Raw genomic sequence first — 13,704 nt, forward strand, 5'->3', positions numbered from 1 at the left:
AATGACCTGATGGATTCCTCGATCGTCCAGACCATTGCGGTCTATGCCCTGCCGGTGTTGCTGGCCATCACGCTCCATGAGGCCGCCCATGGTTTCGTGGCGAAATACTTCGGCGACGACACGGCCTGGCTGCTGGGCCGCGTGAGCCTGAATCCGATTCGCCATATCGATCCGATCGGCACGGTGGCCGTTCCGCTACTGCTGTATGTGCTCACGGCCGGCCAGTTCGTGTTCGGCTTTGCCAAGCCCGTGCCGGTGGTGTTCAGCCACCTGCGCAATCCGCGCTGGCATGGCATGTGGGTGGCGCTGGCGGGTCCGGCCAGCAATATCATCCAGGCGTTCCTGTGGGCGCTGGTTGCCCTGGCGCTGGCGGTGGGTCATGTGCAGGAGCCGTTCTGGAGCCAGATGGCGCGCGCCGGCATCATCGTCAATACGGTAGTGGCCGCGTTCAATCTGTTTCCGATTCCCCCGCTCGACGGCGGCCGGGTGTTGACCGCCTTCCTGCCGCGCCGCGCCGCCGAAGCCGTGGGCAAGGTCGAGCCATACGGTATTTTCATCGTGCTGGCGCTGGTGGCGGCCGGAGTGATCACGCAGATCTGGATGCAGCCCGTGATGACCGTGCTGCTGTCGATGGTCGAGCTGATGCTGAAACCCGTGCTGATGGTTCTTCAGTAACGCCGCCGCCTTCTCGACAATCGAATTTCCCCGGTTTGTCCCCATGACGCTTCTGCATCCCACGCCTGTCCCACCCACCGTGCCCTCACCGTGGCTGGTCCGCTGGACCCACCTGATCCAGCCGGGCGGCCGGGTGCTTGACCTGGCCTGCGGCAACGGCCGGCACGCGTCCTGGTTGGCGGAACAGGGTTTCCGCGTGCTGGCTGTGGACCGCGATGCCGAAGCGATCGCCCGCCTGCCTGCATCCGTGCAAGGGCGGGTGGCGGACCTCGAACTGGGTAGCTGGCCGCTGGCGGATGCGGGTACTTTCGATGCCATCGTCGTCACGAACTATCTGCATAGGCCGCTCTGGGCACACCTGCTCGATGCGCTGGCGCCGCGCGGCGTGCTGATCTATGAAACCTTCGCCGCCGGCAACGAGACGATTGGCAAACCATCGCGGCCCGAGTTCCTGCTGAAGCCGGGCGAATTGCTCGATGTGACGCATGGGCGGCTGCGCGTCGTGGGTTTCGAGGAGGGTCTGGTGGAGTCGCCGAAACTGGCCTTCGTGCAGCGGATTTGTGCGGTTTCCGAGGCCGCCGACGCTTCTGGCGCGGCGGCGCCGCCACGCTACAGACTGCCCGGGTGACGCGCCCGCGCGCCCCTTGTGCCGCTGGCCGGACCAGCGGTTACGCGTGCTCACGTTTTCCCTCATCGTCGGGGGTCCGGAGCGCCTGACGGTTCCGGTACAATCCCGGTTGTTTCGAATTTCCGATTCCTTGAGCTATGACACAGATTACCGGCAGCATCGTGGCCATCGTCACCCCGATGCATGAGGATGGCAGCCTGGATTACCCGGCCTTGCGCGCCCTCATCGACTGGCACGCGGCAGAAGGCACCGATGGCATCGTGATCGTGGGTACCACGGGCGAGTCGCCGACGGTCAACGTCGAGGAGCACTGCGAACTGATCCGCGTGGCGGTCGAACAATCTGCGGGCCGCGTGCCCATCATCGCCGGCACCGGTGGCAACTCCACGCGCGAAGCCATCGAACTGACGGCTTTCGCCAAGCAGGTGGGTGCCGATGCATCGCTGCAGGTCGTGCCGTACTACAACAAGCCGACCCAGGAAGGCATGTACCGCCATTTCCGCACCATTGCGGAAGCCGTGGAACTGCCCGTGCTGCTGTACAACGTGCCTGGCCGCACCGTTGCGGACATGGCCAACGACACCATCCTGCGCCTGGCGCAGGTACCGGGTATCGTCGGTGTCAAGGAAGCCACGGGCAATATCGACCGCGCCGCGCAACTGATCAAGGACGCCCCGGAAGGCTTCGCCATCTACAGTGGCGATGACCCCACCGCAGTGGCGCTGATTCTGCTGGGCGGTCATGGCAATATCTCGGTCACCGCCAATGTGGCGCCGCGCAAGATGCATGAGATGTGCGTGGCGGCACTGAAGGGCGATGTCGTCACGGCCCGCCGCCTGCACATGGAACTGATCGGCTTGAACCGCGCGATGTTCGTGGAAGCCAATCCGATTCCGGTGAAGTGGGCACTCCAGCAGATGGGCAAGATGGCCGGCGGTATCCGCCTGCCGCTGACCCCGCTGGCTGATGGGCAGCATGAAACCGTGCGCCGCGCGCTGGCAGCGGCCGGCCTGCTTGGCTGAGATTCGCCGGCTGAACGTTCGGCTATTCGCCGATTCTTGAAACCAGGATTACGTGTCAATGAAACAGAAGCTTAACCGTCGCGGCGCGACGCAAGTCCGCCGTGTCGCCGTGGTTGCGCCCGTGCTGGCCCTGACCCTGTTGGCCGCTGGCTGCAGCAGCATCAACGAGGCCATGCAGCCCGACAAGATCGACTACAAGTCCCAGGGCAAGAAGACCGCATCGCTGGACATTCCGCCGGACCTGACCAAGCTGGATGGCGACCGCCGCTACACGGTGCCTGACGCTGCGGGCACGTCCACGCTGTCGAACTACCAGCAGGCCACCAAGACTCGCGAAGCCGAACCCGGCGCCAACGTGCTGCCGAACGCCCAGGGCATCCGCATGGAGCGCGACGGCAATCAGCGCTGGCTCGTGGTCAGCAACGGCATGCGTGCCGATCAGCTGTGGGAGTCGCTGCGCGGCTTCTGGCAGGAAAACGGCTTCCTGCTGACACAGGATTCGCCGCAGACCGGCATCATGGAAACGGATTGGGCGGAAAATCGCGCCAAGATTCCGCAGGACATCATCCGCAACACCATCGGCAAGGTGTTCGACGGCCTGTACTCGACGTCTGAGCGCGACAAGTTCCGCACGCGCGTCGAGCGTGCCCAGAACGGCCAGCTCGAAGTGTTCATCAGCCACCGTGGTGCGCAGGAGCAACTGACGGGCGTAGACAAGTCGTCGACCGTATGGACGCCGCGTCCGGCAGATCCGGAACTGGAAGCCGAATTCCTCTCGCGTCTGGCCCAGCGCCTCGGCGTGCAGAAGGAGCAGGCCAACCTGATGGCCAAGAATCCGACCCCGGTGGGCAACGCAGCAGCCGCTGCGCCGGCACCGTCGGGCGCAGCGACCGGCATTGCCGCCAGCGCTGCTACGGGCGCTGCGGCCAGCCAGGGCGACGGCAAGTCGTTCCTGTCGCAGGTCAATGGCGCTCCGGCGCTGCAACTGCCGGAGCCGTTCGATCGCGCCTGGCGTTCGGTGGGTCTTTCGCTCGACCGCGTGAACTTCACAGTGGAAGACCGCGACCGTGCGCAGGGCCTGTACTACGTGCGCTACGTGGACCCGAAGCAGGCTGTGGATGATCGTGGCTTCCTCTCGAAGATCTTCACCAAGGCCAACGATGGCAAGACCGCGAAGAAGTATCGCGTGTCGCTGAAGGGCAGCGGTACGGGCACCACGGTGACTGTGCAGAACGATGCCGGCCAGCCGGAGAACACCGAGATCGGCAAGCGGATTCTGTCGCTGCTCGACGAACAGCTGCACTGATGACCGTAGTTTGTATTGGTTCGATGCCGACGGCGCCCGCCGTCGGGCATCTTCCCCAGCGAGCGCATCGATGATGCGCTTTGCTTTTTTGGGGAGCGGCAGCGACGGCAACTCCCTGCTGATAGAAGCCACGGAAGGCACTGCGGTCACGCGGGTGCTGCTCGATTGCGGTTTTGGCATCAAGGAGACTGCGCGGCGGCTGGAGCGGTTGGGCGTCACGCCCGATCAGCTCGACGCGGTGCTCGTCACGCATGAGCATGGCGACCATGTCGGCTCGGCGTACGCGTTCGCAGCCCGTCACAAATTGCCCGTGCATACGAGCCATGGCACTTGGCTGGCGACCTCGCACATGCGAGGCGCCGACGCGGCGGATGTCCGGGTGTGTTGCGCCGACCACGCGTTCTCCGTCGGCGGCTTGCAGATCCACCCCTATACAGTGCCGCACGATGCGCGCGAGCCATTGCAATTTGTACTTACCGATGGCCAGGTGCGACTGGGTGTGCTCACCGATGCGGGCATGGAGACGCCGTATGTGACGGCGCGGCTGGCGGGCGTTCATGCACTCGTCCTGGAGTGCAATCATGACCGTGAAATGTTGCGCAATTCGGTCTATCCGTACTCGCTGAAGCGTCGCATCGGCGGCGATTTCGGCCATCTGGCGAATGACATCGCTGCCAGCATTCTGTCCCAGGTCAACCATCCACAGCTCTCAGGCGTGGTGGCGGCCCATTTGAGCAAGCAGAACAACACGCGAGAACTGGTGGGGGATGCGCTCGCTGGGGTGCTGGGTGTCCTGGCTCAGGACATTCTCATCGCGGATCAGGACGAGGGGTTGGGCTGGCAGTCCGTGCGGTCATAATCCAGCAGTCGGCAACCTTGTATTTGGTGGGGTTCCGACATAATCCGGAAATAAAAAAGCCGACCCGAAGGTCGGCTTTTTTATCGGAAGAATCCGATTACTGCTTGGCAGCCGGAGCCGAAGCGTCAGCAGCCGGGGCCGAGGCGTCAGCGGCCGGGGCCGATGCGTCAGCAGCCGGAGCAGCGGCCGGAGCCGATGCGTCAGCAGCCGGAGCGGCAGCAGCCGGAGCCGAAGCTGCCGTGTCAGCGGCCGGAGCAGCTGCTTCTTCCTTCTTGCCGCAGGCGGCCAGAGCAACTGCAGCCAGCAGGGATGCGATCAGGAGAGACTTCTTCATTGTTCGTCCTTTAACTTTTAATAAAACGAAAACAGGCGATGAATAATTACCGGTAATTATCGCTCTTGTACTGCAAATATAGGCTCTCCCGGGTGCCGACCGTGCAGTGGTCCACAGTACTAGCCAGCGGGCGATTATATCCGCGTTTCCCCGGCTTGTGTATAGCCGAAATCTTCTGGTTCGCCCTGTTACGCATTATTACACCGAAGGAGGTGCCAATTGCAGCCAACCTTCCATGGTCCAGTCATGAAATGTGTCCATCAGGTCCGGCAGTGAAGCGCATGCGTTGACTTCCTTTGCGGTCAGTTGACGATTGTCCGCCAGACGTTGCAGCCACATCGCAAGCGTCGGCGGCGGCTCGTAGGCTTCACCGTTGAGGAAAAAGCTCGTGCGGTCGTAGAGCGCAATCGTACCGGGAGCAAGGACCACGCCATGCGCCTTGGCCAGCTTCAGGTACTGTTTCAACGTGATCTCTTCGACCTCGTTGAACTGCACCGACGCCTTGGGCTCGGAGAGGTGGCTGCCCAGGAACTCGGAGACCAGGGCGGCGTTCCAGCGTAGTGCCTGTAGCCGCTCCGTCACGGCGCGGGCCAGCCCGGCCGGGAGCTTTGCCGGGGTCGATGTGGCCTTTTCGCCTGCGTCGGCATAGCGGCCATCGAGCCCTTCGTTGGTTTCCACGGTCTCGGACAACCAGGCCAGAAAGTGCCCGGCGAGTTCACGGTAGGTGGGGGCGCGGAAGCCGATGGATGCGGTCATGCACTCGCCTTCGGCCACGCCGTCATGCGCATACTGCGGCGGCAGGTAGAGCATGTCGCCTGGCTCCAGGACCCATTCCTCTTCGGCGGTAAAGTCGGCGAGGATCTTGAGCGGCATGTCGGGGATCAGGTCGAGCTTCGTCTGTGACGAAATCCGCCAGCGGCGCCGGCCCGATACCTGCAGCAGGAACACGTCATAGGAATCGAAGTGCGGTCCCACGCCACCGCCATCGGTCGCGTAACTGATCATCACGTCATCGAGCCGTGCATCGGGCGCGAAGCGGAACTGGCTCATCAGGTCTGCCGCGGCCTGGTTGTGCAGGTTCACGCCCTGGACCAGGAGGGACCACTTGCCAGTCTTTCGTGACGGCAGGTTGTCCTCCGAGAAGGGTCCATGTTCGAGCTTCCAGCGGTTGCGAAAGTACGACACCAACCGCGATTCCACATCGTCGCGGTCCGCCAGTTCCAAAAGCGCTTCGCGCGACACTGGGGGCACGATTCCAGGCACGGCCTGTCGAATCAGCAACGGTTTGCGGTGCCAGACGTCACGCATGAATGCCGCGGGTGTCATGCCCCCGAGCAGCGTGAGCGGCGCGTCAGGATCAATGGGTCCCGCAGGCAGGGCCTGCGCGTATAATGCGGAATCGCTCATGGAGTCAAGAATTGAAAATCGCTAAGAACACGGTGGTGTCCGTGATGTACAAGCTGTCGGACGCGCAGGGCAATCTGATCGAAGAGTCCGATGAGCCCATGGTCTATTTGCACGGCGGCTATGATGGCACGTTCCCCAAGATCGAGGAAGCGCTGGACGGCCACGACGTCGGTTTCGAAACCCAGCTGCAGCTCGAACCCGAAGACGCATTTGGCGACTACGACGCTGAGCTGGTCAAGGTGGAAGCGCGTGACCGCTTCCCCGAGCCGCTCGAAGTTGGCATGCAGTTCGAGGGCGTACCCGAAGACGGCGACGATGAAGATACGATCGTCTACACCGTGACCGATGTGGCGGAAGACAAGGTGGTGCTTGACGGCAACCACCCGCTGGCCGGCATGGCCCTGCGTTTCTGGCTGCAAGTTTCCGAAGTGCGTGAAGCCACCGACGACGAAGTCGAGCATGGCCACGCCCACGGTGCCTCGGGCATCGAAGTCGTCGACGAAGACGACGACGGCGAAAGCCCGCGCACGCTGCACTGATCCACTCTCGATTCCCTTACGAATCTTCCGGGCGATACGCGACAGGTCATCGCAAGAAGCAAGCAAAAAGCCGGCATTTGCCGGCTTTTTGCTTGGCTGCGCAGACTGTTTGTCTGCCATCCACTTCGTTTGATCCTGGTCAGTTGTTTTTCGGCCCATCCTGCAGCGTCACCTGGAAAACCGATCGTGTGTTGGGCGTGACAGTCAATTCGACCCAACGGGATGGCGTCCCGATCGGGAGCGATACGCGCGTGAAATTGCCGAGGATCTTGCCGTCCTTGTCCTTCAGGGGTTTGTCGATGCTGAAGCCGCTGTCGCTGGCGTGTATCAGCAGCACCTGTCCCGGAAATTTTGCGCTGAGTTCGCGCATCTGATTCTTGAATTCCAGATAGCCGTCGCGGGTGCCACGTCGCATGAAGCCATCGAGCAGCGACGGCTTTCCGCGCTTTTCCCAACCATTCCCGAACTCCGGGTCGGCATGCGCCACCACCAGGATGCCGGGCAGGTCGCGTTGCCTGGCCACCGAGAACGCGCGATGCAGCCATTGCCGGTTGGCTTCGCGACGGTCCTCGAACTCGCCGTTTCGGCCGCCCTCGCTCCGATAGTGGTTGTTGTCGCCGGGCAGGTTCAGGCCCACTACCATCACGCCACCCACTATCAGCCGCACGTTCTCGCGGAAGCTGCGGAACATCGCCTGGTCCGACTGCCGGATCACCGGCAGCGTTCGACGGCCCAGCGTCGTGTCCACCGGAAAATACAGTTCGCGCAGGCGGTTCAGGCGCTCAACGGCGTCGAACTTGCCGTTGACGGGCTTGTGGCATTCGGCCCAGTCGGTTTCTCCGGGCACGAAGAGCAGCGGGGCAGGCGAGTCATCCAGCACGCGCTGCCGCGCACCCAGAATGGTGTCCGCACACGATTCGGTATCGCCCTTGATGCCACCTGCATGGATGATCAGCGCCATCTGTCGGGCGTTCATCAGATCGAACAGCGCAGAGGCGTCAGTCTCGGCCTCCGGCCATTGCGGCACGTCGGCAATCAGTCCGATACGCGTCGGCTGGACCACCGGCGCGGGCGGGGGACGAACCGCAGTGGTACGAGCGGCGTAGGCCGGGCCGGGTATGCTCAGCCACGCGCTGCATACGACGGTCAGGAGCGCGACGCCGAGCGCGCGCCGGCCATGGCAGGTCGAGCCAGTCGGGCAAGGTGCCGTCATGGCCGGGTAGCGGACTGCGCGAGCGTCTTGAGCCGGTACAACGCTTCCAGCGCATCGCGCGGCGACAGGTTGTCCGGATCGATTTCCTCCAACGCGTCGAGCGCAGCGGAAGATTCGCCCATGACCTGTGTCTGCATCGGCGCGGGAACTTCCATCTCGTCGTCCAGCGGCGTGGCCGGTGCGGCGAACAGGTCCATCTGCGGTGTCGGCGTGGCATCGGCCGACTGCTGTTCGAGCCACGCCAGATGTTTGCGCGCGGCACGAATCACCGGCTGTGGCACGCCAGCCAACTGCGCCACCTGCAGGCCGTAGCTCTGGCTCGCCGGACCGTCCTGCACCGCATGCAGGAACACGATGCCGTCGCCATGCTCCACAGCGGACAGGTGGACGTTGGCGGCCTGCGGGAACTCCTGCGGCAGCTGCGTCAATTCGAAGTAGTGCGTGGCGAACAGCGTATGGCTGCGGTTGTGCGACAGCAGGTGCCGCGCGATGGCCCACGCCAGTGCCAGGCCATCGAACGTCGATGTACCGCGTCCGATTTCATCCATCAGGACAAGGCTCGACGGTGTGGCGTTGTGCAGGATGCCGGCGGCCTCGGTCATCTCGACCATGAACGTCGAGCGCCCGCCCGCCAGATCGTCGGCGGCGCCAATGCGCGTGAAGATGCGATCGACGGGACCGATCACGGCGCGGCGTGCGGGCACCCAGGCGCCCACGCAGGCCAGCAACACGATCAGCGCGGTCTGGCGCATGAACGTCGACTTGCCGCCCATGTTCGGGCCGGTGATCAGCAGCAGCTTGCGCGCCTCCGTGAGGTGGCAGTCATTGGCGATAAACGCGACCGACTCCGCCGCCAGTTGGCCCTCGACCACCGGATGCCGGCCCTGCGAGATGTCGATCACGTTCTCGGTCACGCGTTCCGGCTGTGTCCAGTCCAGCGTTCGCGCGCGCTCCGCGAGCGTGGCCAGCACGTCGAGACGCGCCAGCGCGGCGGCCACGCGACGCAGGCTGCCGATATGCGGCAGCAGCGTCTGGAGCAGCGCCTCGTACAACTGTTTCTCGCGTGCCAGCGCACGGTCCTGCGCCGACAGCGCCTTGTCCTCGAAGGCTTTCAGTTCTGGCGTGATGTAGCGCTCGGCGTTCTTGAGCGTCTGGCGGCGCCGGTAGTCGTCGGGTACCTTGTCGGCTTGTCCGTTCGTGACCTCGATATAGAAGCCATGCACGCGGTTGTACTCGACGCGCAGATTGGAAATGCCGGTGCGTTCGCGCTCGCGGGTTTCCAGGCTGATCAGGAATTGCCCACAGTTTTCTGAGATGTCGCGCAGTTCGTCGAGCTCCGCGTCATAGCCGCGCGCGATCACGCCGCCGTCGCGAATCACGGTCGACGGCTCGTCTGCCACGGCGCTCGCCAGCAGATCCAGGCAGTCTTGCGGGACATCGAGTTCCTCGAGCGTCTCGGCCAGCAGCGCGGCGTCATCGGCCAAGGTGACACTGGCCTGTACCAGCGGCAGGCCACGCAGCGTATCCCGCAGGGCCGACAGGTCTCGCGGCCGTGCCGACAGCAGTGCGAGCCGCGCCGTGATGCGCTCGACGTCGCACAGCTTGCGTAGATGCGACCGGACAGCGTCGGGGTCTTGTGAGATGAGCGCGCCAATGGCTTGCTGACGGGCACGTGGCAGTGCCGGATCGCGCAGCGGATGATGGAGCCAGTGCCGCAACGCGCGGCTGCCCATTGTCGTGGAGCAGGTGTCGAGCAGCGAGAACAGCGTGGGCGATTCGCCGCCGCGTAGCGTCTCGGTCAGTTCGAGATTGCGGCGCGTGGGGGTGTCGATGCCCACGAACTCCGATTCGCGCTCGACGGTCACGCCTTGCACGTGGCGCAAGGACTGGCCCTGCGTACTTGCCGCGTAGTTGAGCAGCGCGCCCGCAGCACCCAGTGCCGCGCCAAGTCCTGCGCAGCCGAACGGCTCCAGGCTGGCGACACCGATCTGCTCGCGCAGGCGCCGCGTGCCGGCTTCCTGGTCGAAATGCCATTCGGGCAGCCGCGTGCGCGCACAGGCCAGGGCGGGCAGTTCGATGCCATCGGCGTAAAGCAGTTCGGCGGGGCGGACACGTTCCAGTTCGCGCGACAGTTGCGCGCCATCGCATTCCATCAGCCGCAGTTCGCCGCTGGCGAGGTTCAGCCATGCAAGACCGGTCTTGCTGACGCCGCGTCGCGTGGTCTGCTGGTGGACGGCCATCAGGAACGAGTCGACCTTGTCCGACAGCAGCGCGGCATCGGTCAACGTGCCCGGCGTCACGATTCGCACGACCTTGCGCTCGACCGGCCCCTTGCTGGTGGCCGGGTCGCCAATCTGCTCGCAGATCGCCACGGATTCGCCCAGCTTGACCAGTCGTGCGAGGTACTGATCCGCCGAGTGGAAGGGGATGCCCGCCATGCGGATGGGTACGCCACCGGACTGGCCGCGTGCGGTCAGCGTGATGTCGAGCAGCCGAGCGGCCTTCTCGGCGTCGTCATGGAACAGCTCGTAGAAGTCGCCCATCCGGTAGAAAAGCAGCGTGTCCGGGTGGTCCGCCTTGATGCCGGTGTACTGCTGCATCATCGGGGAGAGTTTTTCGGCTTGCCCGGACTTGGCCGCTTTATCCACCTTGGCCGTCTTGGCCGGCTTCTCGGAATGTTCCGGGACAGCCGAGTCGCCTTGGGTGGCTATTGCGTCAACGGCGTCAGAGCGGTTGTCGCCGACCGTGGCGCTGTCGGTTGCGGGAAGGTTGGAAAGGGTTTCTGCGGACATGCGTTCCTCGCGGGCGGTCTGGCAGGGCCGCCGGTGTATCGGTTGCCACATCGGGGATGGCTGGCGGTACGTCCGGATGCCTCGGGGCATCCGCGCGGCCAAGCCATTCCTTCCGTGGCGCAAAGCGGCATTTTACTGCCTGGTCAACCCTCGGCCCATGCGGCGGATTCTCATTTTTGAATGAGACGTTTCGCCTCTGACGAATTTTTGGTGGGACGCTTCTTGGCGAAGTGCAGCATGCCGGGATTTGTCACCTGGTCCGGCAGCGCACATCGAACTTGTCAGCCCGAAGGTACGCGCGACGTGACCGGCGGACAGAATTTGTCACTTCCGGGGTCGTTCAGACATGGCACAAAGCTTGGATAGGACCGCAGGCACCGGCACGAATCCAACAAAACGCCGACAACGGGACGAGTACGTATGCGCAGCAAGAAAGCGGGAATCGGACCGGAACAATCCGAAAGAAAGCGCGGCAGGCTCGAAAGGGGTTTTGCGCTGATCGAATTGATGATCGTGGTGGCAATCATCGGGATCCTGGCCGCCATTGCCATCCCGACCTACCAGGATTACACGGTCAAGGCGCAGGTGGCGCGAGCGTTCTGGGAGGCATCGGCCTACAAGATCCCGGTGGAGGAGCGGCTGCAGCACGGCGTGCATGCATTCCCCGATGCCAGGGACGCACTGGGCTATATCCAGTCGCCGCTGACCGCCACGCCCAATACTTTCGTGTTCAACGCGGATGGGTCTGGTGCCATCGTGGTGTTGCTGGATGGCGATGTGCATGTGGCCGCCCGCAACACGCGTATCACGGTGGGGCGGCTGACCGATGGGACGTGGAACTGCGCGGTGCGAGGCGGCAGCGATGGTTTCAAACAGAACTACCTGCCCACGGCCTGTACCCTCGACAGGAGCGCCTGACGGCGCCCCCCCGGCGAAGATCAGTCCTGGATCGGCTTCAGCTTCGGCTTGGCGTTGTCCAGCGAGAACGGCGTCAGCAGGCGCACCATCTGCGCAAATGCCTTCGGGTTGCCGGCCAGCACTTCGCCTTGTTCCATCTGGCGCGATTCGCCAGCGTAGTTGCCCACCAGGCCGCCGGCCTCGGTGATCAGCAGCATGCCGGCTGCCATGTCCCACGGTTTCAGGCCGGTTTCGAAGAAGCCATCCAGGCGGCCGCAGGCCACATAGGCCAGGTCCAGCGCTGCGGCGCCCGGGCGGCGCAGGCCAGCGCAGCTACGCGTCATCAGCGAGAAGATTTCGAGGTACTCGTCCATGCCGTCGAGATCACGGAACGGGAAGCCCGTGCCGATCAGGCAGTCGGCCAGCTTGTCGCGGCGCGTCACGCGGATGCGGCGGTTATTCAGGAACGCGCCGGCGCCCTTGCTGGCCGTGAACAGTTCGTCACGCGTGGGGTCGTAGACCACCGCCTGCGAGGGTACGCCCTTGTGCAGCAGGCCGATCGAAACCGCGTATTGGGGAAAGCCGTGGATGAAGTTGGTCGTGCCGTCGAGCGGGTCGATGACCCAGGTGAATTCGCTCTGCTCTTCGCCTTCGGCCCAGGATTGGCCGGACTCTTCCGCTAGAATGGCGTGCTCGGGGTAGGCGGTGCTGATGATCTCGATGATCGCCGCTTCGGCTGCGCGGTCGACTTCGGTCACGAAATCGTTGTGCTGTTTGCGCGAAACGCGCACCAGGTCGACGTCCATCGACGCACGGTTGATGATGGAACCCGCCTTGCGGGCCGCCTTGACGGCGATATTGAGCATCGGATGCATGAATCTCTCCAGACGGCGCAGCAAGGCATGGATCGCGCGGCGTCCCCGCCAGCATGGTGGTCAGGAATGCGCGAATGCCCGGCGTTGGCCGAACAACACAACGGATTGTAGAAGAACGAGGGGCGCCGCCGGTTCTGGCGACGCGCCGCAAATTGAAGGCAGCATTGTATAGGAAACCCGGCCCGCCGCACGCCTCGATGCGGTAATCGGTGACGACGGGCCATCCCAAATGACTGAAGCGTTGAATCAATCGGCCGGACCAGATCCGGCATCCCCGGCATCGTGTGATCCGGGAAACATTTTTTCCCGGGTCCGTGTGGTGCTCGTGGAGACAAGCCACCCGGGCAACGTGGGTTCGGTGGCGCGTGCGATGAAGACCATGGGCTTCGGTGCAGCGCCGGGCGGCCTTGTGCTGGTGTCGCCGCGCGAGCCTGATGTGTTGGCCCATGCCGATGCCGTGGCCATGGCCAGTGGCGCGGACGATGTGCTGGCGGGCGCCCGTATCGTCCCCGATATCGAGACCGCGCTGGCCGGAACGGCCTTTACCGTCGCGATGACGGCGCGCCAGCGTGAATTCGGCCCGCCCCGCCTGCTGCCGCGTGCGGCGGCGGCGCAGGCACACACGGTGCTGGCCGGTGCGGACGACGCAGCCATGATCGCCTTCGTGTTCGGCAACGAGCGTTATGGCCTGCCCAACGAGGCGGTGCTGCGCTGCTCCGCCGTGACCCATATCCCGGCCAATCCGGCCTATAGCTCGCTGAATCTCGCGCAGGCGGTGCAGTTGATCACCTACGAAATGCGCCTGGCGCTGCTCGATGGGCAAGTGCCGCGCGGCGAGGCGGCCTCGGACGCCACGCCCAATATCGGCTATTCTGGTGAGCCTGCCACGACCGAGCAGATCGAATCGATGTTCGGGCATCTGCAGGCGGGGCTGGCGGCCATCGGGTTTCTCGATCCTGCCAATCCGCGCAAGCTGATGCCGCGCCTGCGCCGGATGTTTGCCCGCGCCGGCCTGGAGCGCGAGGAGGTCAACATCCTGCGCGGCATCGCCAAGCGGATGCTGCTGACGGGCGGCAAGCCCGCCGGCGCGGACGCTGCAGGGCAGGTTGACGACGATATCGACAAGGACATCCATCCGTGAATTTCTACCCGGCATT

The 13,704-nt window shown here is 64.1% G+C and carries 13 protein-coding genes; 8 read left to right on the top strand and 5 right to left on the bottom strand.

Annotation, left to right across the window (positions count from 1 at the left end; translation table 11 throughout):
• Nucleotides 1-9 precede the first annotated feature (9 nt).
• From ABDB81_RS13315 to ABDB81_RS13335, 5 genes are all read left to right on the top strand, one after another.
• Complete coding sequence (locus ABDB81_RS13315) at nt 10-675, top strand: site-2 protease family protein (protein WP_137926272.1); 666 nt, start codon at nt 10-12, stop codon at nt 673-675.
• 43 nt (nt 676-718) lie between these two features.
• A complete protein-coding gene (locus ABDB81_RS13320; protein WP_346811488.1) occupies nt 719-1,303 on the top strand; it encodes a class I SAM-dependent methyltransferase in 585 nt (194 codons plus the stop codon).
• Between the two features lie 137 nt (nt 1,304-1,440).
• The gene (dapA, locus tag ABDB81_RS13325) at nt 1,441-2,325 is read left to right on the top strand and encodes a 4-hydroxy-tetrahydrodipicolinate synthase (RefSeq protein WP_346811490.1); all 885 of its coding nucleotides are present in this window, start codon (nt 1,441-1,443) and stop codon (nt 2,323-2,325) included.
• Between the two features lie 58 nt (nt 2,326-2,383).
• Nucleotides 2,384-3,631 carry an outer membrane protein assembly factor BamC gene (gene bamC, locus ABDB81_RS13330; RefSeq protein WP_137926275.1) on the top strand — a complete coding sequence of 416 codons (1,248 nt, stop codon included), beginning with the start codon at nt 2,384-2,386 and terminating at the stop codon, nt 3,629-3,631.
• Nucleotides 3,632-3,701: 70 nt separating this feature from the next.
• The gene (locus tag ABDB81_RS13335; RefSeq protein ID WP_137926276.1) at nt 3,702-4,490 is read left to right on the top strand and encodes an MBL fold metallo-hydrolase; all 789 of its coding nucleotides are present in this window, start codon (nt 3,702-3,704) and stop codon (nt 4,488-4,490) included.
• 97 nt (nt 4,491-4,587) lie between these two features.
• Here ABDB81_RS13335 and ABDB81_RS13340 read toward each other — a convergent pair whose 3' ends face one another.
• Both ABDB81_RS13340 and ABDB81_RS13345 read right to left on the bottom strand, forming a co-directional pair.
• Nucleotides 4,588-4,824, bottom strand: coding sequence for a hypothetical protein (locus ABDB81_RS13340; protein WP_084003951.1), 237 nt, complete (start codon nt 4,822-4,824; stop codon nt 4,588-4,590).
• A 198-nt stretch (nt 4,825-5,022) separates the two neighbouring features.
• Nucleotides 5,023-6,231: a cupin domain-containing protein gene (locus ABDB81_RS13345; RefSeq protein ID WP_346811494.1), complete on the bottom strand. Its 1,209-nt coding sequence runs from the start codon at nt 6,229-6,231 to the stop codon at nt 5,023-5,025.
• An 11-nt stretch (nt 6,232-6,242) separates the two neighbouring features.
• On the opposite strand from ABDB81_RS13345, the gene ABDB81_RS13350 reads away from it, so the two are divergent.
• Complete coding sequence (locus ABDB81_RS13350) at nt 6,243-6,770, top strand: peptidylprolyl isomerase (protein WP_346811496.1); 528 nt, start codon at nt 6,243-6,245, stop codon at nt 6,768-6,770.
• A 139-nt stretch (nt 6,771-6,909) separates the two neighbouring features.
• Here ABDB81_RS13350 and ABDB81_RS13355 read toward each other — a convergent pair whose 3' ends face one another.
• Both ABDB81_RS13355 and mutS read right to left on the bottom strand, forming a co-directional pair.
• Nucleotides 6,910-7,983, bottom strand: coding sequence for a hypothetical protein (locus ABDB81_RS13355; protein ID WP_346811498.1), 1,074 nt, complete (start codon nt 7,981-7,983; stop codon nt 6,910-6,912).
• Nucleotides 7,980-10,586, bottom strand: coding sequence for a DNA mismatch repair protein MutS (mutS, locus tag ABDB81_RS13360; RefSeq protein ID WP_346811618.1), 2,607 nt, complete (start codon nt 10,584-10,586; stop codon nt 7,980-7,982). The genes ABDB81_RS13355 and mutS overlap by 4 nt, the downstream gene beginning before the upstream one ends.
• Nucleotides 10,587-11,195: 609 nt before the next feature.
• On the opposite strand from mutS, the gene ABDB81_RS13365 reads away from it, so the two are divergent.
• Nucleotides 11,196-11,693, top strand: a complete 498-nt coding sequence (locus ABDB81_RS13365) for a pilin (protein WP_346811499.1) — start codon at nt 11,196-11,198, stop codon at nt 11,691-11,693.
• 20 nt (nt 11,694-11,713) lie between these two features.
• Here ABDB81_RS13365 and ABDB81_RS13370 read toward each other — a convergent pair whose 3' ends face one another.
• A complete protein-coding gene (locus ABDB81_RS13370; RefSeq protein ID WP_137926280.1) occupies nt 11,714-12,547 on the bottom strand; it encodes an inositol monophosphatase family protein in 834 nt (277 codons plus the stop codon).
• A 229-nt stretch (nt 12,548-12,776) separates the two neighbouring features.
• Between ABDB81_RS13370 and ABDB81_RS13375 the strand changes: the two genes are divergently transcribed.
• Nucleotides 12,777-13,688: an RNA methyltransferase gene (locus ABDB81_RS13375; protein ID WP_346811501.1), complete on the top strand. Its 912-nt coding sequence runs from the start codon at nt 12,777-12,779 to the stop codon at nt 13,686-13,688.
• Nucleotides 13,689-13,704: the final 16 nt, after the last annotated feature.

Source organism: Cupriavidus sp. DL-D2 (assembly GCF_039710735.1).
In the GTDB taxonomy this organism is placed as follows: domain Bacteria; phylum Pseudomonadota; class Gammaproteobacteria; order Burkholderiales; family Burkholderiaceae; genus Cupriavidus.